The sequence below is a fragment of the Sphingopyxis sp. Soil_C_28 genome (genome assembly GCF_057657055.1).
In genome coordinates this window covers 339,029-361,945 of record NZ_JBDGJE010000002.1, presented here as the reverse complement: position 1 = coordinate 361,945, position 22,917 = coordinate 339,029, and the positions used below count along the sequence as shown (strand labels likewise).

7 protein-coding genes are annotated in these 22,917 nt (G+C 65.3%); 1 reads left to right on the top strand and 6 read right to left on the bottom strand.

Annotated elements, in window-relative coordinates:
* Positions 1–18 precede the first annotated feature (18 nt).
* Positions 19–1,095 (top strand): transglutaminase-like cysteine peptidase, encoded by a 1,077-nt coding sequence (locus tag AC3A43_RS09875; RefSeq protein WP_487792371.1) that lies wholly within the window; start codon positions 19–21, stop codon positions 1,093–1,095.
* Here AC3A43_RS09875 and AC3A43_RS09870 read toward each other — a convergent pair.
* The 6 genes from AC3A43_RS09870 to AC3A43_RS09845 are packed head-to-tail and all read right to left on the bottom strand — an operon-like array spanning position 1,041 to position 22,529.
* Positions 1,041–2,291 carry an HlyD family type I secretion periplasmic adaptor subunit gene (locus AC3A43_RS09870; protein WP_487792370.1) on the bottom strand — a complete coding sequence of 417 codons (1,251 nt, stop codon included), beginning with the start codon at positions 2,289–2,291 and terminating at the stop codon, positions 1,041–1,043. The genes AC3A43_RS09875 and AC3A43_RS09870 overlap by 55 nt on opposite strands.
* A 12-nt stretch (positions 2,292–2,303) precedes the next feature.
* Positions 2,304–3,404 (bottom strand): cell wall hydrolase, encoded by a 1,101-nt coding sequence (locus tag AC3A43_RS09865; RefSeq protein WP_487792369.1) that lies wholly within the window; start codon positions 3,402–3,404, stop codon positions 2,304–2,306.
* A complete protein-coding gene (locus AC3A43_RS09860; protein ID WP_487792368.1) occupies positions 3,401–5,548 on the bottom strand; it encodes a type I secretion system permease/ATPase in 2,148 nt (715 codons plus the stop codon). The genes AC3A43_RS09865 and AC3A43_RS09860 overlap by 4 nt, the downstream gene beginning before the upstream one ends.
* 37 nt (positions 5,549–5,585) lie before the next feature.
* On the bottom strand, positions 5,586–6,980 hold the full coding sequence (locus AC3A43_RS09855; protein WP_487792367.1) for a TolC family protein: 1,395 nt from the start codon (positions 6,978–6,980) through the stop codon (positions 5,586–5,588).
* Positions 6,980–7,702 carry an OmpA family protein gene (locus AC3A43_RS09850; RefSeq protein ID WP_487792366.1) on the bottom strand — a complete coding sequence of 241 codons (723 nt, stop codon included), beginning with the start codon at positions 7,700–7,702 and terminating at the stop codon, positions 6,980–6,982. Before AC3A43_RS09850 ends, AC3A43_RS09855 begins: the two co-directional genes overlap by 1 nt.
* Before the next feature lie 52 nt (positions 7,703–7,754).
* Complete coding sequence (locus AC3A43_RS09845; protein WP_487792365.1) at positions 7,755–22,529, bottom strand: VCBS domain-containing protein; 14,775 nt, start codon at positions 22,527–22,529, stop codon at positions 7,755–7,757.
* Positions 22,530–22,917: the final 388 nt, after the last annotated feature.

Sequence of the window (22,917 nt, the reverse complement as noted above, 5' to 3'; positions counted from 1 at the left end):
CCGGGCAAATCGGGCCGCATGAGAAAGCCTGCCCATCTTGTCGCTGGCGATTCGCGATGGCTCATTGTCTCCGTCGCCCTTGCCGCTGCGACGCTGACGTCGTCGGCCGCGCATGCCTCGCCCAAGCTGCTCAACGTGAAGATGTTGGCAGACAGCAAGGCGGCGTGCCCCGTCGCGGCCTATTATGCGCCCGCCGCGCGCGTGGACATCTCCACCGCCATTTTGGGCGGGGCGCCAAGCGCGCTCGACCGGATCCGCGCCGAGCAGGGCACCGAAACGCCCGAACCCGCGGTCACCGTGCCGGTCATTGCCAGTCTCGATGCGTTCCCGGTTCGCCAGACGCTCGAACCCGCGAGCCGGTCACCCATCGCCTTTGTGCCGCCCGGCGCCGAAAGCTGCGGCGCGCCGTCGATCTTTGCTCCGCTCGCCGAAACCGCGGGCTATGACGCGACGGCCGAACTCGGCACCCGCGCGATCCCGGTCAAACGGACGCGGTTCGACGATCGCTGGAATCATGTCCGCCGAGCCGCGCCCGCGGGGCTGATGCAAGGCAAGCTGCGCCGCGCGAATGCTGTGCCGGGGCTGAGCGAACAGGAGCTGCTGGCGCGCGTCAATCAGTGGGTCAATCGCGAGATCGCCTATGTGAACGACGACCGCAATTACCGCCAACGCGATTTCTGGGCGACCGCCGAGCAGACGATCGCGCGCGGTAAAGGCGATTGCGAGGATTTCGCGATCCTGAAAATGCAGATGCTGCGCGCCGCGGGGGTCGATGCCGAGCGGATGAAGCTGGTGCTGCTCCGCGATCTGGCCGCGAACGCCGACCATGCCTTCCTGCTCGTCCAGACCGACGCGGGGAAGCTCGTGCTCGATAATGTCACCGACCGTCTGTACGACGGCAGCCGCGCCAATGCCGTGCGACCGGTCCTGTCGTTCAGCGAAAACCAGCGCTGGGTGCACGCCTATCGCGGCACGCAGCCGTCACCGAACCTCACCGCGATCCCGGCGTCGCAAAAATCCTATACGCTGGCGCTGAACAATCAGCGTTCGGTGAGCGCCGACCCGCTGACCTTCAAGACCGGCTTGAGCAAATAACTCAGAACCGATTTCTTGCCCGTCACAATCTCGACATCGCATAGCATGCCGGGGGTGATCGGCAGGCGGCGGCCGTTCGATATCAGATAGCTATTGCTCGTCTCGACAACGACGGTGAAATAGGCCTGCCGCTCGACTTCGTCATAGATGCTGTCCGCCGAGACGCGGACGACGCGTCCCTTCAAGCCGCCATAGATCGAGAAATCATAAGCGGTGACTTTGACGTTTGCGGGGTCGCCGACCTTGATGAACGCGATATCGCGCGGCGTGACGCGCGTTTCGATCAGCAGTTTATCGCCCAGCGGGACGACTTGCATGATCTTCTCCCCGGCGTTCACATAGCCACCGACGGTGTTCACGAGCAAATCGTTGACGACACCGCGGGTCGGTGAGCGGATTTCGGATCGCGCCAGCCGTCCTTCGGCGCCGCGGATCGTTTCCTGATTGACCGCCATCTTGGTCGTCAGCTGGCTGCGTTCGTTGAGCGCTTCCTGCTGGAAGTCGAAGCGCGCGCGTGACACTTCGGCGCCGGCTTCGCGTACCGCGGCCTGCGAACGCGAAATCGCCTGGCGTGCTGCGGCAAGGCGGCCCTGAATATCGACGACTTCGCGCTGCGCGGTGAGCAATTCGGTTTGCGGAACGACGCCCTTCGCCGCGAGCGGCGCGAGCATCGCGACTTGTTCGCGCGCGAGGCCCAGGCTGCTTTCGAGTGACGATGCCGTCGCCTGCGCTTCGCCCATGTCGCGGCGCCGCTGCTCGACGCTGGCCGACAACGCGGCGAGCTGGCTTTGCAGCGACGAGCGCCGTACCTGCGCCAGCCGCATTTCGTCGCCGCAGCTCTCGCCAGTGCACCCCGCTCCGCCGCCTTCGCTGGCGAGCCGCGCCGCGCGCTGGCCCAGCCGGGCGTTTTCGGTTTCGAGCTGGCCGAGTTCGGACTGCGACGATGTGTTGTCGAGACGGACGAGCAGCTGGCCTTTTTTGACCGTCTGTCCCGAACGGACGAGGATTTCGCGAATCGTCGACGGTTCCGCCGACTGGATGATCTGGACCTTCGACGAGGGGATGACGCGGCCTTGCCCGCGCGATATCTCGTCGACGCGCGCGATGCTCGCCCACAGCAGGAACAGCACGAAACCGGCGGCGGCCGCCACCATGATCTGTTCGCTACCGCGCAAACGCTGCCAGAACTTCACCATGAAAACGCGCCTCTACTTAACACTCTGGGGCTCGGGTGCCGCCTCGGCCCCCTGCTGGCTCGTCAGGCTGTCGAACCGCGACTTGCTTTGCGTCGGGTCGGGAATATTCGGGACCCAGCCCTTGGTCACGTCGATCCGGCCGCCGACGTCGGTGTCGGTGCGGCGGTCGGTGGGGTCGCGCGGCGGGGGCACACCCTCGACCGCAATCGCTTCACCGGGCAGCGCATCGGCCGCCGCCGCACCGCCCTGATAAAGCTGGCTGAACGCAGGGATCAGCTCCGCCCCGGCATAGGCGTCGGAGAAGGCACCCGGCTTCCCCCACGACCCCGGCCAGCGATAGAAGATATGCGCGCCGATCTGTTCGATCTTGGTCAGCTTGGGTGCCCAGCGCGGCAGGACATAATTGGCGTGATAGTGCGTCGCCATGCCGACGCTCACCTCGACATGCCCCGACAGCGCGGCGCGCGCGATCTCGGCCGAACGGCGCCACAAAGCGGCGACCGGCGGGCGGCGCATCGATCCGTCGCAGGCAAAGCTGAACTGGCAGCCGGGGCGCGAACTGCCCTGATAGATCACGCCGCAGACGGTGTTCGGATAGGCGGGATGCTTCATGCGGTTGAGTATGACCTGCGCGACCGCGGCCTTGCCCGCATCGGACTCGGTCGCGGCCTCATAATAGATCGCCTGCGTCAGGCAGCGCTGCGCATTGGTCGCCTGAACCACCGTCAGCGTCGGCATGATAAACGGCCGCGCCGCTTCGACCGGCAGCGCCGAAACCGGGAGCAAGGCGTTACGCGCCACCGCATCGGCGCCTTCGGCGGTCGGGACGACCGAGTCGGTCTCGGTCTCGGTAATCAGTTTTGCGATCGCCTTTTGCTTCGCGGCCTTCGCCGCCACCGCGGGGTCGGTCGTCCAGCTGGCGACCAGATTCTCGACGACGCGCGAAAGCCGGTCGTTGGTCGACGCGAAGAGGATCGCCGCCGCGACCAGCGCAAAGGCGAGCAGGACGATCTTCAGGCCCTTCGACGCGCCGGGCGCAAGCGCATCGGGGTCGGCCCAAGGTGCGTCGGTCGCCGCGGCGCCATCGCGCCCGATATTGAGTTCAGGGATCATGATGCCGGTTCCTTGGTCGAGCGCGCGAGCACCTCGGCGCGCGGGCCGTCGGCGACGATGCGGCCGCCGTCGATGACGATGATGCGGTCGCACATCTGCAGGATCGCCTCGCGGTGGGTGGCGATGATCACCGTCTGCGATTTCGCGACGGCCTTATCGAGCGCCTGGATGAAAAGCCGTTCGCTCTGCGTATCCATCGCGCCGGTCGGCTCGTCGAGAAACAGCAGGCGCGAAGGCGAGGCGAGCGCGCGGGCGATGGTCAGAAAGCCGCGCTGGCCGCCCGACAATTGCCCGCCGCGTTCGCCGGTGCCGCGGTCGAGGCCGGTTTCGTCGCGGCCCATGAAACGGTCGGCACCGATCGATTGCAGCGTCGCGAGCAGTTCGGCATCGGTCGCCGAGGGCGCGCAAAATTGCATATTCTGCTTGATCGAGCCGCTGAACAGGACCGCATCCTGCCCGACGAAGCGGAATTGCGAACGCAGATAGATCGGCGAATGCTGGCGGCTGTCGAGGCCGTCGATGAAGATATTGCCGGCCTCGGGCGCATAAAGCCCGCAGAGCAGGCGCCCGAGCGTCGACTTGCCCGACGCGACCCGGCCGACGATCGCGATCCGCTCGCCGGCATCGATCTTCAGATTGATGTCCGTCAGCGATGGCGCCGCGGCGCCCGGATAGGTGAAGGACAGGCCTTCGACGGCGACATTGCCCGTGTCGATCGTCAGGTTCAGCGCGCTGCTGCCCATGCGGCGTTCGTCGTCGGCCTCGATCATCTGCTGGATGCTCGCCATCGTCGTCAGCGCCTGTCGCCCGCGCGTCATCAGGAAGGCGAGCTGCCCGACCGGCGCCATCGACCGGCCCGCGAGCATGACGATCGCGATGATCGCGCCCATCGAAATCTTGCCCTCGTCGAACAGATAGAAACCGCCGACGACGAGCGCGAGGCTGGAGAATTGCTGGCCCAGCGTCGCGAGATTGATCGCGGCGGCGCCCGTCCGGCGCATCGTCGCCTGCGTCCGCGCGCTGGTATCGACCATGCGGCGCCACTGGCCGAGCACCTGACCCTCGGCCGCGCAGCTCTTGACCGTTTCGGCGCCGCCGATCGTTTCGACCAGCATCGCGTGCTGGATGCTGGCGTCGGCCTGATTGTCGAGTGAGGCCTGCACCATGCGCCGCTGCAGGAAATAGCCCGCGACACCCATCGCGACGATGATCAGCAGCGGGACGAGCGCGAGCCAGCCCGCGAGCACCGCGATCATGACCAGGAACAGGACGAGGAAGAGGATATCGACGAGCAGCACGATCGTCGTCGAGGCGAAGAAATCGCGGACCGATTCGAATTCGGACACGCGCCGCGCGAGCATGCCGGTGCTGCCACGGCGGTCCGCCAGCGGCATGTTCAGCACCTTCGAGAAAATCTTCTCCGACAATTTGACGTCGAGCTCGCGCCCGAGATCGTCGAGCAAGGTCGAGCGCGCAAGACGGAGCGTGAATTCCACCGCAAAGGCGAGCAGCGCCCCGATGGCGAGGACCCACAGGCTCGACACCGCCTTGTTCGGGATCACCCGGTCATAGACGTTCATCGTGAACAGCGGGAGCGCAAAGCCGAGCAGGTTGATCATCAGCGCCGCGCCGAGCACCGGATAGAAGGAACGGCGCATCCGCCGGATCTCGCTCCAGAACCAGTGGCGCTTCGCCTGTTCGTCCCACGGCCGTTCTTCGGCGCGGATCGCGGTCGGGTCGGCGGCGACGGCGACCGCCTGTCCGGCATAGCCCTCTTCGACGCTGTCCTCGTCGGCCCATACCGGCGCGTCGGCGCCGGGCTCCCAGACCAGATACTGACTGTCGCGCGCTTCGATCAGCACCGCGCACGACGCGTCCTTGCGGCGGATAATCGCCGGCAGGTCGCGCGCAAGGTTCCGGACCTTGCGCGCGGGCAGCCGCTCGTGGTTGATGAAACACAGGTCGAGCGCGGCTTCGGCCTGATGAAAGGGGAGGAAGCCCCTTTCATCGCGCGCGAGCGCGACAAGCGCGCCGCGCTGGAAATTCTGGCCGAAATGCTGCGCGACAAAGAGGATGCAGGCGATCAGCGGATCGCCTGGCGCCTCTTTACCGATACGCGCAATCGTGGATTGATTCTGAACCATATTGAAATTTTCTACTTAGAATCAATCCACTAAGAAATTATTGCGGGTAATGACGACGCTGGAGTTCGGCCGGCGCCGGCGGGCCATAACCGACCTTTTCGCGCGCATAGACGCGGCGCGATTCGGGTGCGGTCAGGTTGAATGCCTCGAGCAGGCTATTGGTCGATGCGAGGATCTGATAGACCGCGAACATCTCCGAGAAACGCGCGGTTTCGGCGCGTACCTGGACGTTGAACCGCGTGTTCTGCGCATCGAGCACATCGAGCAGCGAACGGCGGCCGACCGAGAATTGTTCGCGGTACGACAGCAGAAGTTCGTCGGTCGACTTGCTCTGGTCGACGAGGTCGCGGAACACCGCGGTCTGCGTCTCGCGGCTGTTCCATGCACGTCGCGTATCGGCCTCGGCATTGCGTTCGGTTTCATGCAGGCGGAAACGGCTCTCGCTCGCGCGGCGTATCATCTCCTGATATTTCGCCTGATTGATCCCACCGTTGAAAACATCCCAGCGCAGGACGACACGGCCGAGCAGGTCGGTCGTCTCGCCCCGGAACGCGTCGATATCGTCGCCAACCCGGCCCGAAAATTCGAGGCCGACCGTCGGGAAGAGATCGCCCTTTTCCTTCTTCGCCTCGGCATTCGCCGCATCGACATCGGCCTGCGCCTCGAGCACCTTGGGGTGCCGCGACCGGGTCAGGCCGACCGCTTCGCTGAGGCTGACCGGCAGCTTTTCAGCCATCGCCGGCGGCATCTGGACGTCTTCGACTTCGAGCCCGCTCAGCGCGAGCAGTTCGATCTTTGCATTCTGCAGTGCTTCCCTGGCTTCGGACACACGCACGCTTGCCGCCTTGGCGCGTTCCTGCGCCTGCTGCAGGTCGGCGACACTGATCGATCCGGCGGTCACGCCGCTCGACAGGTCCGAAACCAGACTGTTGTGAAAGGTCATATTGTCTTCGGCCGCGGCAACGACGCGTTGCTGCAACAGGACGTCGAGATATTGCCGCGCGGATTGCAGCGCAATGAACTCGGACCGTTCGAGCACGCGCAGCGCCGCCCCGTCGACGCGCGCCGCCTGACGCAGCTTTTCGCCGTGGCGCCGGCCGAAATCGACCAGCGTCTGCTCGGCACGGATCCCCGCTTCGAGCGGATAAAGTTCCTGATTGGCGATGCCGAGGTTGCGGCGCGTCGCATTTTCGAGCCGGCGGACGCCCGCCGACATTTCGAGCGTGACGCGCGGCAGATACAGCCCCTTCGCCTGCTCGAGTTCGAACTCGATCGCCTGCTTGTTCATTTCCGCCTGATTGATCTGCGGATTCGAATCGATCGCGACCGCCATGACATTCTGCATGCTGGTCGGCTCGGCAAAGGCCGAACTGGCAAAAAGGGATATGGCGATGGCCGAGGCAAAGCCGGCGAGCTTATATTGCGGTTTCATCACTGTCCCCCCGTCCCATTTACTTCAACTTCGACACGCCGGTTCTCCGGCGTACGCTGGCCATCCACGGTCTGAACACGCGGTTTGCGTTCGCCCATGCCCGACACGGCGATGACATCGGCCGGAATGCCGGCAACGCCCATCATGTCGGCGATGACGCGCGCCCGGCGCATCGCCAGACCATCATTATATTTGTCCGAGCCCGACCGGTCGGTGTGGCCAACGACCGTGAAGCTGCGCCAGCTGCACCGCATGCGATTTTCGGCCATGAAGGCGACCGACTGGCTCGCATCGGCGGGCGCTGCAGTCGAATCCCAGTCGAAATAGAAGGTCGAGGCGACCTCCGGCGGGCAATTTTCCGTCGGCGGCGCCGGCGGTACAAGCGGCGCTTCCGGCGTCGGCTGCGGCCGGCGGGTCATCATGCCATAAGCAAAATCGCAGCGGCGCAGGCTTTCGGCGTCCTTGGTGTTCGACTTCAGGAAGCCTTTGGCGATACCGCACTGAACCTTCGCTTCCGAAGCCCAGGTATAGACGTTGCTGTTGGCGGCGACGACCGAACGGTCGACCGTCAGCGCCAGGGCCGCGTCATACCGGGTTTGAACCTCGGTTCGCACCTGATCGATCGGCAGATCGGCAAGAGCCTGTGCCTGGGCGCTGCCAGGCTGGGCGAAGGCCAGCGCGGCCACTGCCCCCGCCATCCATTTTCCCGGTTGATGTGCCATATTCTTATCGCCCTCCCGTTATTTTCTGTTCCACTGGTCCTAAATTGCTCGATCAGGCCGCCGCCATATTGTGGATGTCCACTTCCAGCGGCTGGCTGGTCGGGAACGCCACGTCGGGCGCAATCTTCTGATCGAGGAACTGCGCGAGATCGAAAGCGGGCGCTTCGGCCGCCACGACCTGTACCGTCTCCGGCCCGCCCGCGACGGCATGGATCAGCTGATCGACTGCGCTGCTGCCGCTTTCCAGAACCTCGGCGAGCACCGCGACGGCCGCCGGATCATGCGCCGTCGCATCGGAGCCCGCCGTAGCCGTTCCGGGCGGGACGACCGCCAGCGAAAGCAGGCCGTCCATCAGGCCCGGGTCGAACGATCCGCGATCCGCGACCGCGTCGAACAGCGAATCCGATTCGGCGGTGTCGGGATTGTCGCCCGATTCGGCGCGCCAGCCGGCATCGCCGACACCATCGGACGACGCGGCGCCCGCTTCGTCGGACAGCGGCGCCGTCGAGGAGGCGGCCACCGCGGAGTCGGCCGTCTCGGACGTTTCGCCGCCGACACTGGACGGCGTTTCGGCCGCGACATCGATGGCGCCGGTTGCCACACCCGTTTCGGTCACGACCGGCGCCGCTTCGTCTTCTACGGCGGCGATCAACGGCTGCGCGGTGTCGGGCTGCGCTTCGCGAACAGCGATCAGCGAGGCGGCGACCAGCGAGGCGGTCAGCGCCTGATTGCTGGCGGCGCGTTCGACATCGTTCGCAGGCCGCGGCGTGATGAACGCAACGTCGCCAACGGCGGCGGTGCTGCCATCGGTGCGCGTAAAGCTCGCTTCGCCATGGACGATCACCTCGCCGTTTGCGGCGATATAGGCCTGGCCGTCGGATGTCAGCGCGATGCTGGCGATGCCAAGGTCGGTCAGCGAGCGGAATTCGCCCGCATCGGTGATGCCGTTGCCGTTGGCGTCCTGCCAGACGCCGAAGCTTGCGAATTCGGCATCCGCGGCGCTGAGCTTGCCGTCGCCATTGCTGTCATATTGCAGGCGGAGCCCTTCGAGGTCGGTCGAGCCGCCCACCGAGAAGCTGATTTCGCTGCCGTTGTTGGCAATCCCGTCGCGATTGGCGTCGCGGACGAGAATGCCGTCGCCGCTGCCCACCCACGACGTCGCTTCGCGGACGCCGTCGCCGTCATAGTCGAAGGCGGCACCGGCCGAGGCCGAGACAAAGTCGAGCCCGTCGCCGCCGAGGTCGAGCGTAACGGGGGTAATCCGCGTACCGATCAGCGTGTTGAGGTTGGCGATGGCCGCCCCGGTCAGTTCGACGAGAATGTCGTTCGCCGGGCTCTGGGTCGCTCCGACCTGCTGGTAGACGAAAGTCCGCCCGCCAGCCGCGAACGCGACGGTCGTGCCGGTCACGCCCAGATCGTTGCGCTGCAGATAGTCGACGACCGCCGCCACCTGCGCGTCGGTCGTGATCGAAAGCGCAGTTGAGAACGTGTTCGCATCGTCGAACGTAATCACGCCGTTGGTCACCGAGTGCGACTTGATCGTCGCGCCCCCGATCGTCAGCAGCGAATCGGTGCCATTCACCGCGCCGTTTCCGGCCGCTGCCGGGGTGCCGGGCAGGTTCAATATGTCGACCGCAACGTTGAAGTCGGTGATGACGTCATGCCCGGCAATCGTTCCGGCGTTGCCCGAGCCACCGATCGTCGCGCGGCTTTCGCCCATGTTGAAGACAAAGGTGTCCGTGCCGGTGCCGCCGGTCAGCGTATCGCGACCCGTCCCGCCCGAAATCAGATCATTGCCGTCGCCGCCGTTGATCGTGTCATTGCCTTCCTGACCATAAATGATGTCGTTTCCGGCCCCGCCATTGATCGTGTCGTTGCCGTTCGTCCGGCCGCTTTCCTTTGCGAGCGCCTCGGCATTCGCACGGACATACGCGATGGTGTCCTGGCGGTTCCAATCGGCACCATTGCCCGCCGGATCGAGCGTTTCGGCGGTCGGCCGGCCTTCCAGCGTCTGGAACACGGCCCAGCCCGAGCCCGGAGACAGATTCACGCCAAGCTGGGTCGCGAGCGTGTCGGTATAAAGGACGTCGCCGAAGATGACGTCGGCGCCGTCGCCGCCGTTGATGACGTCATTCCCCGCCGCGGCAAGGTCGGTCGAGCCTCCCAGGACCTGCAACACGGCGGCCAGCTGTTCCGCCGATGCCGCGTTGGTCGCGCTGCCCGTCCCGCCCGATGCAACGCCATCTTCGACATCGCTCAGGCGGGCAAGCAGCGTCCCATCAACGTTTACCCCGACGGCGTCGATCGAATAGCCCGTCGCGAGGATTTGCTGGGGTTCATTCGACCCGTCCGAGCCGAGAACCTGGTTCATCGAATTCTGGACGTTGGTTGCATCGTCATTGCCGGTGCCGCCGCTGTTCCAATAGGTCGGGCTGCCATCCGAGACGAACACCACCTTGTTGATGTCGGCGCCCGCGATGCCGTTGCCGCCGTTGATCCAGCTCAGCGCGTCTTGCAGACCGTCTTCATAATTGGTGCCGCCGGAGGCCGTCATCCCGTTGACGGCCGCCTTCGCCGACGTGACCTGCGCGGTCTGGACCACGCCGTTCACGATCAGATTGAACGTCCCCAGATTGGAGCCATTGGTGTCAAAATCGATTACCGTGATGCGCACATCTTGCGCACCCGACTGCGAAAGGCTGTCGATCAGCGCATTCACGCCATTCTTGAGCGCCTGCATCCGCGAAATGGTGCCGCCGCCGAAATTGATCTGGGTCGTCATGCTGCCCGAACTGTCGAGCACGAGCACGACATTCGCCTGTTGCCCCTCGGTGATCGTCACCGACCCCGGGTCGCCGACCAGCGTATCGTCGAAGGAACCGCCCTGGATCGCGCCATCGACCTGACCTTGCGGATTGGCGACAACATGGTCGGTCGGTTCGCCGGCCGTATCGCCGGTGGCCGAACCGATGACCAGCAAGGGCGAAGCGGTGGTGATCGCCAGCGACGCCTGCGCGGTGTCGCCATCGCCGTCGACGATGGTGACCGGAACGTTGAAGTTCACCGGATTCTCGGTCTGCACGACCGCGCCGAAATCGCCGATCTTGAACGTGTCGCCGCCAGCGTGGTGGAATTCGATGCTGTTGTACCCGTCGGCGGTGAAGCCGGCAATGACGGTGTTCGCGACAACCCCGGTGACCGTTGCCTCGCCGTTGAGGAAGGTCACGGTAAAGTTCTGACCGCCGACATTATAGGTGCCGTTCGCCGTCACCGAGAGCGTCGCATTGTTGAAGCTGATCGCGACCTTGTTGATCGTGTCCTTGACGCCGTCGCCGATATCATTGTCGGTGTCGATATCGTCGCGCGCGACGAGGCGGACGCTGCTGCTGCTGTTGATATTCGTGAACAGCGCCGACGCCCCGTTCGCATTATAGTGCGAGTCGAAGGCGTGGTTCTGGTTCGCCAGCGTGCCATAGTCGGCGCCGTTGGCGGGCGATCCGGTCAGGTCGATGACGAAATCGACGCGTATGGCTTCATTCGCCCCGACACTGTTGTTGTCGACGCCCGTTTCGGTCGCATTGGCGTTCACCGTGCCGCCGTCGACGCCGCTCTTCATCGGCGTGACCAGAATATCCTGGCTGTTGTTGTCGCCCGCCTTCACGAAGCCGACCCATGCAGTATTGCCGCCGACGAAATTATAGCCGCCGCTGTTGAAATCGACCGTCGCGGTCGAATCGAGCTTCTGGACCATCTGGACCTGATACTGGTCGGCATGGCCGGCGGGCTGGAGGCGAATGATGAAGACATCGTCGCCGTTCGGCTTTTCGGCGGTCAGAACGGTGCCACCCGCCGAAATGACATAGGTCAGCGCCTGGCCGCCTGCGGTCAGATTCTGGCTCTGGAGCGCCGCGATCGTCGCCGCGGTGAAGATCACGCTTCCCGGACCGTCGCCGCCATAATTATTGTCGACGTCGCCATCGGTATCGAGCGACTGATACACCGACGATCCCGGCGCGTTGATCAGCGATGCGTTGAGCGGCGCGATCGCGACCGGCGAGTCATCCTCGAGGCCAATCGTCAGCGCGGTCGCGTTGGTGACCGTCGTTGTGCCGTCATTGACGCTGACCGGCACCACCAGCGACAGCGCATCTTCGAGCGTCGTGTTGGGGTGATCGATCGGGCCCGACAGCGTCACGGTGAAGTTGCCGCCGTTGTTGATCGCAACGCTGATGATCGTGTTCGCCCCGACCTTGCCCAGCAACAATTGCGGATTGGTCGTATCCCAGACGATCGGCTGGCCGCCCGACGACAGCGCCGTCGCCGGTGCGCCAAGCGAGAAGATCAGCGGATCGCCGTCGGGGTCGGTGGCCGTGATCGTGCCGGTCCGGACCGTGAGGTTGGTGGTATCGACCGTACCAGTCGAATCGGGGAATCCGCCCGGCAGGCCTTCGTCCGACACGGCGGTCGTCGCCGATCCGATCGTGGGCAGATCGTTCGAGCCGTTAATGGTGATCTTCAGCGTCGTCGTCGACGTATCGCCATCGGCATCGGTGATCGTGTAGGAGAAGGTTTCGGTCAGCGTTTCGCCTGCGCCGAGCGCCTGCACCGTCGCATTGCCATTGGTCAGCGTGTAGGTGTAGCCACCATTCGCGCCCAGCGTCAGCGAGCCATAGGTTCCCGCGAGTGCCGAACCGACGTTCCCTGCCACCGCAACCGCCGACGTGCCGACGGCGACGCCGGTCACCGACGCACCATCGGCGCCCTGGGTATCGGCGCTGCCCGGCGCGTTGGTCGTACCGACGCCGGTCACCACATTGCCGGTCGCAATGAGCGCAGTATCTTCGGTCACCGCATCGGTGTCGGCCCGCGCGGTCGGCAAGTCGTCCGACACGGTGACGTTAACCGTGCCGGTCGCCGTATCGCCATCGGTATCGGTGGCAACGACGGCGACCGAACCAAGGTTGGCGAGATCGTCGAGATTGATGCCGGGGTGATCGTCATAATTGTCGTTCAGCGTTGCGGTGACCGTCGCACTGTTGCCGACGCGCACCAGATCGAGCGTGACAACCAGTCGCGCGCCGTCCGACCCGGTAATCTGCGTATCGGAGACGCGCACCCAGGTCAGGCCGCCGCCGAGGCCGGCGATGCTGGCCGCAAAAACGATCGATGCGATCGCGTCGGAACCGGGGGTGAAGGCGAGCGAGCCGTTCACGAAATCGGGACCCGCCGGGGTCGATCCGTCGGCCAGATTCTGGTCGTCGAGCGCAAGCGTGATCGATCCGCCACCGATGGGGTTGGCGCCGTCGGTCAGGCTGATCGCCTGCGTCGAGGTCGAGGGGTCGCCGTCGCTGTCGGTGATCGTGTAGCTGAAACCCGCATCGACCGCCGCGGCGTTGCTGACCGGGTTCGGGTTGAACGTCCAGACGCCCGCCGCGGTGAAGGTATAGACGCCGTTGGCGGTGGTAATGGTGGTGGTGCCGACCGCCGCGATCGCGGTGGTTGTCGCACCGATCATCACCGACGTCACGGTGGCGCCGTCGGCACCCTGCGTGTCGTCGTCGAGCAAATTGCCGCCCACGTTCGCCGCATCTTCGGCCACGATGATTGCCGGATCGGCCCGCGCCGTCGGCACATCGTCGATGATGTTGATCGACAGCACATTCGTGGTGCTGTCACCGTCGGTGTCGGTCAGCGAGACATTGAAATTTTCGAACAGGCTGTTCTCGCCCGCGCCATTCGGGTGCGTTTCGGCGGCGTTCAGCGTGTAGGTGTAGCTTACCTGTCCGCTGGCTGCGTCATAGGCGGTTATCTTCAGCGTATTGCCGAGCGGCGTGACGATCGTCGCAGGGGTAAAGACGCCGTTGGCGATAACCTGCGTGCCATGGACCGACAGGTTCGCGACACCGTCGGGCGCCGAGATGTTGAAGGTGCCGGCGGTCGTCAGCGATTCCTTTGCCGTGTCGGACCCGTTGGGCAGGTCGTCTTCGTCGACCATGGCGTCGCCGCCATCGGCGGCCGGCGTCAGATTGGTGATCGTCACCCCGTCGTCGGTGCCGGTCAGCGTCACGACCAGCGTTGCGGGATCGCTGTCGCCATCCTTGTCGGTCAGCGTGTAGGTGAAGCTGTCGGTCAGCGTCGCCCCGGGGGCGAGCGCGTTGATCGCCGTTTGACCGGCGGCGGTCAGCGTATAGGTCTGGGTGCCGTCGCCATTGATGGTGATCGTGCCATAGGTACCCGTCAGGCTGGTGAAGGTGCGGCTGCCGAAGCCATCGGCGCCGTCACTGTCGTTAGTATCGACGTCGAAGGTGACGAAGTTCGGCCCGCCTTCGGTGAGGCCCGCGACATCGTCGTTCGCCACCGGCGCATCGTCATTGAAGACGAGGTTCTGGCCGATATTGGCGACGGCAGTCGCGGTATCGCCGTCGTCATCGGTGACCGTGGCGGTCAGTGTGATCAGAGTGTCTGCCGACAGGCCGGCCGACTGGTTGGGTCCGCTGTTCGGCGTGTGCACGACGGCGCGGAGCTGGTCGAGCGTGACCGTGCCATTTGCCGCGACGCTGAGCGTGAAGACGAGGTCGTTCGAGGTCGCGGTGCGGCCCTGGACCACACCACCAACGACGCTGAGGACGACCGCCTGGTTCGTCAGCGTATCGACAAGCCCCGTCGATCCGACGGCGATGCCGAGCGCATAGGTCGTCGAATTGGTCGCCGCCGCGCCATCGGCGCCGAAGGTCGGGGTGAAGACCGAAGCGAAGTTCGCCGATGCGTCGGTTCCGAACGCCGATTCATCGACCGTCAGCGTCGGCTGCGCGCCATCCGCAACGACCGTCGGCGCATCGTCGTCGAAAGTGATCTGGAGCGAGCCGTTCGCGGTCGATCCGTCGTTGTCGGTCACCGTGAAGCCCAGAGAAACCGTCGCGTCATTTTCGTTGGCGCCGGGGCTGTGCAGGACATTGTCGAGCAGCGTGACCTTATAGGCGCCGGTTGCGGGATCGGTCACCACGACAGTGAAGAGCGCGCCGCGCAGGCCGCTGCCGGTCAGCGTGTTGGTCAGGGCGTTCCAGCTCAGCTGGACCGATTCCTGGCCGACATTGACGAACAGGCCGTTCATCGCGGCGAAGCTTACCGAGCCGGGGCCGTCGCCGCCGAAATTGAGGTTGAGCAGGCCGGTGAAGGTCGCCTGATTATTGTCGCCGTCGCTGTTCGGGTCGATGAGGTCGCCGGTCGTGCTGGCGGGGTTGCCGCCGGCTAGCGCATCGTCGTCGACCGACGCCTGCGTCGTCCCCGCGGTCGGGACATTGGCATCGGTGATCGTGAAGCTGATCGGCGCGGTCGAGATGTCGCCATCGCCGTCGCGGACCGTGTACGTCGCCGAAGCGGTGCCGGTGCCGGGTACCGAGGCGTCGGCGGTGAAGCTGTAGCTGCCGTCGGCCTTGACCTTGATCGAGCCCGCGCCAATGTCGAGCACCTGCGAGAAGCCGTCGCCGCCGAAGACCAGCACCGTGCCGTTGATCTGGGTCACGGTCGCGCCGTCGGCGCCCTGGACGAAATCGAGTGTGCCAGTGACGGTCGCGCCTTCGGCGACATTCTGGTTCGCTTCGGCCGATGCGGTCGGCACATCGTCGATGACGGTGATGTCGAGGCTGGCATTCGCGATCGACCCGTCGCTGTCGGTGACGGTGACGGCAAAGCTGTCGCTCACCGTATCTTCGCCGACCAGCGGATGGGTCAGCGTATTGTCGGCAAGCGTATAGCTGTAGCTGAAGGTGCCGCCGATCACCGAGCCATCGGCCGCGAGGACAGGCGTGAAGCCGGTGATGGTGACGGTGCCGAGCAGGCTGGTCGTCGTCAGGCCGGGGGTGAAGACGCCGTTCGTCATCACCTGCGCGGTGCCGATGGTGACATTGTTGAGCCCGTCGGGCGCGTCGATCGTGAAGCTGCCCGTCTGGGTCAGCGCCGCCGCGTTGGGCGACGAACCGTCGGCGAGATCATCCTCGTTGACGATTTCTTCGCCGCCCGGGACGTTCAGGCCGTTGATCGTGACCAGGTCGTTCGCGCCGTTGATCGTGATCGTCAGCGTCGTGATCGCCGGATCGCCGTCGCTGTCGGTGATTGTGTAGGTAAAGGTTTCGGTCAGCGTCTGACCGGCGGACAGGCCCTGTACGGCGGTGTTCGCATTGTTCAGGACATAGCTGTAGCTGCCATCGGCGCCCAGCGTCAGCGTGCCATAGGTGCTGACCAGCGGTGTGCCCACGGTGCCGCCCTGAAGTGCGGTGACGGTCGCGCCGTCGGCGCCCTGCGTGTCGGCGACCCCGTCAGTGTTGTTCAGATCGTTACCACCGGAACCCGTCAGGACGTTGCCGTTGGCGATCGTCGCGCCGTCCTCGGTCACGCTGTCCGCATCGGGACGCGCTGTCGGGATATCGTCGGTCACCTGCACGGTGACGACACCTGTCGCGATATCGCCGTCGGTGTCGGTCGCCTGCACGGTAACATTGCCGAGCGCCTGCGTCTGCGCCGCAAGGGCAAGCGCATGCGGCAGATTGTCGGCGAGCGTGACGGTGACGGTCGCAACAGCGGTTGCGCCCGGCCCGACGCTGGCGGGCGCCGTCAGACTGATCGTGATCGCGGCGGGACCGCCGAGGGTCAGCGAGCCGATGATCGTCTGTCCGCCGGGTGCCATCGACCAGAAAAGGTCGGTGCCGGCACCGTCGAGATTGGCGACGAGGCCGGCGACGCCGGTAAAGGCAAAGCCCGACAATGTGTCCGAACCGGCGGTGAAGCTGAGGTTACCGCTCGTGGTTTCGGCGTTGCTCGCCGGGTCGCTGCCGATGCCGTTCAGCGCGGCTTCGTTCACGGTCAGCGTGATCGGCGCGGCGTTCGTCGGGTTCGCGCCGTCGGCGATCGCGATCGTCAGGCTGTCCGACGTCGGATCGCCGTCGCGATCGACCGCCGACAGCGTGAAGCTGGCCGACGGATTCGCGGTGTTGTTCTGGTTGCCCGCGGCGGCAAAGCTGAAGGTGCCGTTGGCGTTGACCGTCAGCGTGCCGGTCGGCTGCGTTATCGATACGCTGCTGCCGGGGGCAAGCGAAAGCGTTGCGTTGCCCGCACCGAAGCTGACGTTGACCGAAGCGACGCCATCGGCGCCGCGATCGAGCGTCCATGTGCCGTTGACGGTCGCGCCTTCGACAACGGTCGTCGGGGTGTCGGAGACATTGAGCGTCGGCAGATCGTCGACAATCGTGACACCGAACGCGCCCGAGCTCGCGGTGCCATCGCTGTCGGTGACGGTGAAGCCGATGCCCGACAGGAAATCGCTGTCTTCGCTGCCCGGAACCGCCTGATCGATCGCCTGCGACAGGGTGACCGTATAGCCATAGGTGACTTCGGTCGCGCCAGGACCGGCGGTCGCGGTCGTCAGGCTGATGCGGATCACTTCGTTGCCGGCAACCGAGCCGACGAGGTCATTGCCGACCTTGGCAAAGGTGACGGCGACGCCGCCGACGGTCAGATGCGTGTCGAGCGCCGCGCTGTCGTTGAGGACCAGCGAGCCCGCGAGCGTCGCGGGAACGTCGCTGCCGAAATCGACGGTGATCGTGCCGTTCGCGCTCGCGCTGCCGGTCGAGGTCACTTCGCCGGCAAGGCCGTTGTCGATATTCGCGCCGACGAGGCCATCCTCGTCGACGGTCACATTGACGGGAGTGCGGATCTGCGGCGCCGAATCGGCGACCAGCGTGATCGTGGCGGTGGCGACCGACGTGTCGCCGTCGCCGTCGGTGATCCGGTACTGGAAGGAGACGGTGCCGACCTCCTGCGCGCCGGGCGTGTAGGTGAAGCTGCCGTCGCCATTGTTGACGAGCGTGCCGGTGCCGGTCAGCGAACCACCGACAAGCTGGACGGCCGCGGGCTGGACGCTGTCGGCGCCCTGCACGTCGTTGGCGAGCACATTGATCGTGACCGGCGCATTTTCGATCGATTGCGTCGCGCCGTCGTTCACCGCGGTCGGAACGTCGTCGGTGATGCGGATGTCGATCGTCGCGCTGGCGGTCGAGCCGTCGATTTCGGTGACGGCCACGCCGACGCTGTCGGTGCGGTTGTCCTGACCCGCCGCCGGATGATCGGTGCGGTTGTCGGTCAGCGTATAGCTATAAGTGAAGGTTCCGCCGATCACCGACCCGTCGGCGCCTGTCACTGCGGCGAATCCGGTGATGTTGAGCGTGCCATAAGCAGTCGCGACCGACTGCGGCGTGAAGGCACCATTGGCGACGACGAGCGTCAGCGGGGCGCCGAGCGGCACGCCGTTGAAGCTGTTCAATACGACCGTGCCCATGCCGTCGGGGGTCGACACCGTGAAGCTGTCGCTGTCGGTGACGCCATCGGGGGTCGTGTCCGAACCGGCGGCTTCACCGGCGCGCACCGGCAGATCGTCTTCGTCGACGAACAGTTCGGCGCCCTCGGCATTCAGACCGTTGATCGTGACGCCGTCATTGGCGCCGTTGATCGTGATCGTCAGCGTCGTCGTCGACGGATCGCCGTCGCCATCGGTGATCGTGTAGGTGAAGGTCTCGGTCAGCGTCTGACCCGCCGACAGGCCCTGCACCGGCTGCGCCGCATTGTTGAGCACATAGGAATAGCTGCCGTCGGCGTTCAGCGTCAGCGTGCCATAAGCGCCCGCGAGCGGCGTGCCCACGGTGCCGCCGGCAAGCCCGGTCACGGTCGCGCCGTCGGCACCGCGAACATCTACAACACCATCGGTATCGTTCGCATCATTGCCGCCGACGCCCGTCAGGACGTTGCCGTTGGCGATCAGCGGGCCGTCTTCGGTCACGCTGTCGATATCGGGGCGCGCGGTGGGCACGTCGTCGACGATGTCGATCACCAGCGTGTCCGTCGCGGTGTCGCCATCGCTGTCGGTCACAACCGCGGTGAAGCTGTCCGACGTGTTGTCGCCCGACGTATTCGTGGTGAGCGTATAGCTGTAGCTGTATGCGCCGCCGCTGACCGTTACGGTCAGAACGCCGCGCGGCGTCGTCACAGTGCCGCCAGCGGTCACGTCGATGCCGTTGATGACAAGCGAGGCGACGCTGTCGTTGCCCGTGGTCAGCGTGAAGCTGCCCGTCGTCGTTTCGCTGTTCGACGCGGCGTTCGATCCGGTTGGCAGCCCCGCCTCGTCGACGCTGTTGTCGGCGCCGAGGTTGATTGTGGGGACCGAGTCCCGCGCCAGCGTCACCGTCACCGTCGCGGTCGAGGTGTCGCCGTCGCCATCGGTGATCGTGTAGGTAAAGCTGTCGCTGCCTTCCTGCCCCGCGGTCGGGGTGTAGGTGAAGGTGCCGTCGCCATTATAGACGACCGTGCCCTTGGCCGGTGCCGTCGCGAGCGCGACGCCGGTTGCGGGGTCGACGCCATCGGCGCCGCGGACGTCGTTCGCGAGCACGTTGATGATCACCGGCGCATCTTCGGCCGCACCCGCGCTGTCGTTCGCGGCGGTCGGCACATCGTCGATAATGCGCACGTCGAGGCTGGCATTGGCGCTCGACCCGTCGCTGTCGGTCACGACGACGGCGAAGCTGTCGCCGACGAAATCCTCGCCGGGGTTGCCATGGGTCAGCGTGTTGTCGGCAAGGACGTAATTGTAGGTGAAGGTGCCGCCGATCACCGAACCGTCGGCGCCGATGACGGGAGTGAAGCCGGTGATGTTGACGGTCCCGAGCGGGCTCGTCGCGGTGCCCGCGGTGAACACGCCATTCGTCACGACCTGCACGCCGCCGATCGTCACATTGCCGAGGCCGTCGGGGGTCGAGACGGTGAAATTGTTCGCCTGCGTCAGCGCCGCCGCATTCGGCGACGATCCGTCCGACAGATCGTCCTCGTTGACGATGACTTCGGCGCCTTCGGCATTCAGGCCATTGATCGTCACGCCATCGTCGGCGCCGTTGATCGTGATCGTCAGCGTCGCGCTCGACGTATCGCCGTCACCGTCGGTGATCGTGTAGGTGAAGGTTTCGGTCAGCGTTTCGCCCGCAGCCAGACCCTGCACCGCCTGCGCGCCATTGTTGAGCACATAGGAATAGCTGCCATCGGCATTGAGCGTCAGCGAGCCATAAGCGCCAGCGAAAGCCTGCCCCAACGTCCCACCCGTCACGGCCGTTACCGTCGCGCCATCGGCGCCCTGAGTGTCGGCGACCCCGTCGGTCGCATTGGCGTCGCCGCCACCCAAGCCCGTCAAAACATTGCCGTCGGCGGCCGGCGGATTGTCCCCGTTTCCGCTGTCTTCGGTCACGCTGTCGACATCGTTCCGCGCGGTGGGAACATCGTCGATGATGCGCACGTCGAGGCTGGCGTTGCCGGTCGACCCGTCGCTGTCGGTCACCACAACCGCAAAGCTGTCGGTGACATTGTCCTCGCCCGGCGCGCCGTGGGTCAGCGTGTTGTCGGCCAGCACATAATTATAGGTGAAGGTGCCGCCGATCACCGAGCCGTCGGCGCCGAGGGTCGGCGTAAAGCCCGTGATGTTGACGGTCCCGAGCGGACTCGTGGCGGTGCCAGCAGTGAACACGCCGTTCGTCACGACCTGCGTCCCGCCGATCGTCACATTGCCGAGCCCGTCGGGGGTCGAAATCGTAAAGCTTCCCGGTTGGGTCAAGGCCGCCGCGTCGGGCGACGAGCCATCGGCAAGATCGTCTTCGTTGACGACGACTTCGCCGCCTTCGACGCCGAGGCCGTTGATCGTCACGCCATCGTTGGCGCCGTTGATTATGATCGTCAGCGTCGTGGTCGATGTATCGCCGTCGCCATCGGTGATCGTATAGGTGAAGGTTTCGGTCAGCGTTTCGCCCGCCGCGAGGCCCTGCACCGGCTGCGCCACATTGTTGAGAGCATAGCTATAGCTGCCGTCGCTGTTCAGCGTCAGCGAGCCATAGGCGCCCGCAAGCGGCTGGCCGACGGTACCGCCCGCAACCGCGGTGACGGTGGCGCCGTCGGCGCCCTGCACATCGGCGACGCCATCGGTGGCGTTCGTATCATTGCCCCCGACGCCGGTCAGCACATTGCCGTTGGCAACCGTGGGCCCATCTTCGGTCACGCTGTCGCTATCGGCCCGCGCCGTCGGCGCGTCGTCGATGATATCGATTTCGAGCACATCCGTCGCGGCATCGCCGTCGGCATCGGTGATGACGAGGGCGAAGCTGACTGTCGAACCGTCGCCGGCCAGCGTGTTGTCGATCAGCGTATAGACATAGGTGACCGATCCCTGCCCGGTCGCGGGATCATAGCTGTAGCCGGTGACGACGAGCGTCCCCGTCACGTCGCTCGCGATCGTCTGCGGCAGCGATCCGGGCGTCACCACGACGCCGCCGATCGACACGCTGCCGATGCCGTCGATTGCGGTGAAGGTGATCGTGCCGCTGGTCGCGGCGGCGTCGCCGTCGAACGCCGAACCCGGCGTTTCGGCCGCGCGGCCCGCGAGGTCGGCTTCATAAACCACCGTCCCGCCATCACCCTCGCCGTCGCCTGGCACGAAGGTGATGACGGTCGGTGCGTCGGCGATACTGATGGTAAGGGTCGCCGTCGACGTATCGCCGTCGCCGTCTGTAATCTGATAGGTGAAGACGTCGTTGACGCCGCCGGGCGTGCCCGGATTCCGCACATAGGTATAGCCGCCCTGCGCGTTGATCGTCAGCGTGCCATATTGTCCCTGGACCGTACCTGGTGCCGAAAACCCGCCTTCGCCACCGGGTCCGCGGATACCCGTCAGGCTTGCGCCGTCGGCGCCCGGGGTATCGGCCCCCGCCGCGCCGCTGGTCGTGCCCGCGCCGGTCAGGACATTGCCCGCCTCGGGCGCAAAGCTGCCCGCCACAACCTGGTCGGCGTCATTGCGCGCCGTCGGCACGTCGTCGACGACCGAGATCGTCAGCGTCGCGGTCGCCGTGTCGCCGTCATTGTCGGTGACCACGACGGTGAATTGGTCGGTCAGATTGTTGTTCGCATTGGTGTTGTCGGTCAGCGTGTAGCTGTAGCCGACATTGCCCGGCGTCAGGCTGGTGATCGTCAGCTGGCCAAGCGGCGTGGTGATGACCTGGCCGACGGCGGTGATCGCCGTGCCGTTGATCGTCAGCGTATCGAGGCCGTCGCCGGCGTCGTAGACGATCGATCCGGTCGTCGTTTCGCTGCTCGCCGCGCTGTTGCTGCCCGCGGGCTCATTGCCGCGCGCGGGAAGCCCGGCCTCGTTGACGCTCGCGGTTGCGGTGGCGATGCCGGCGGGCTGATCGGGGGTGACGATGGTGATCGTCGGTTCTTCGTCGGGAATATTGGGAAGCAGTTCGCGCTCTTCGGGCTGCGGGAAGGCAAGCTGGGTATAGGGCAGCAGGTCGCCGAGCGCATAGGCGTCCTGGATCGGGCCTTCGGGGTCGGCGAAATTGCCGCCCGAGCTGCGGACGCCGGCTTCGGGGTTCAGCTCGCCCAGATTTTCGAGCAGCTGTGCCACCGTGCTGGCGGGCACCGTATCGCCGTCGATGACGATCGCGGGAATATCGACCGCACCGTTCGGAATGATGAGAACCTGTCCGTTCGGAAGCGTGACAATCAGGTCGGTGCCCGACACGCTGATATCGTCGATCGATGCGCCGGCGGGCAGGACGATGCGCCCGCTCGCGTCGGGAACGAGGATGGCCTGGATCGCCAGCGGCAGGCTCGAAGCGGCCGCGGTGACGTTCGCTGCGGCAGCCAGAAACTCGCCGCCCGATACGGCCCGGGTCGACTGGTCGTTAGCCGCGCCATCGCGCTCGGGACCCGTCATTCCATTCCGCGCCGGATTGTCGAAAGCATCCATGTCAATTTCCCTCGAACGCACCTCGCCCTGCCGCAAAAACGGCACAGCAAAATTTCCACCAATTTCAGTGCGACCCACTGTCCGAGCGACTCGGACATTCCCCATCCATCAGGAAAGCATGGATTCTCGAGACTCCGCAAGCGCGTTAACACATTTTTAGGCAGCGCCAATCGGCACGAAGTTTCAATCTGTTCGGCGAACGAAGATCAAAGTTAATTATGCCTGTATCCAATTAGATAGAATAACTGTTTTGTTGGAAGATGTGGACTCCGATACTGAATTTCCGTCCCAATTCGAACCACAACCCGGCACGGCTCGTCGCTTTCGAGACCGGCGAAAGAGCGGGTCGACCTGATTCCCGAATGCGCGGAAAGCCGCTCTCGCACGG

What these genes read in the sequence shown, in the direction of transcription:
- AC3A43_RS09875 (WP_487792371.1), top strand. Translation starts at nt 19, where the DNA reads ATGAGAAAGCCTGCCCATCTTGTCGCTGGCGATTCGCGATGGCTCATT.
- AC3A43_RS09870 (WP_487792370.1), bottom strand. Translation starts at nt 2,291, where the DNA reads ATGGTGAAGTTCTGGCAGCGTTTGCGCGGTAGCGAACAGATCATGGTG.
- AC3A43_RS09865 (WP_487792369.1), bottom strand. Translation starts at nt 3,404, where the DNA reads ATGATCCCTGAACTCAATATCGGGCGCGATGGCGCCGCGGCGACCGAC.
- AC3A43_RS09860 (WP_487792368.1), bottom strand. Translation starts at nt 5,548, where the DNA reads ATGGTTCAGAATCAATCCACGATTGCGCGTATCGGTAAAGAGGCGCCA.
- AC3A43_RS09855 (WP_487792367.1), bottom strand. Translation starts at nt 6,980, where the DNA reads ATGAAACCGCAATATAAGCTCGCCGGCTTTGCCTCGGCCATCGCCATA.
- AC3A43_RS09850 (WP_487792366.1), bottom strand. Translation starts at nt 7,702, where the DNA reads ATGGCACATCAACCGGGAAAATGGATGGCGGGGGCAGTGGCCGCGCTG.
- AC3A43_RS09845 (WP_487792365.1), bottom strand. Translation starts at nt 22,529, where the DNA reads ATGGATGCTTTCGACAATCCGGCGCGGAATGGAATGACGGGTCCCGAG.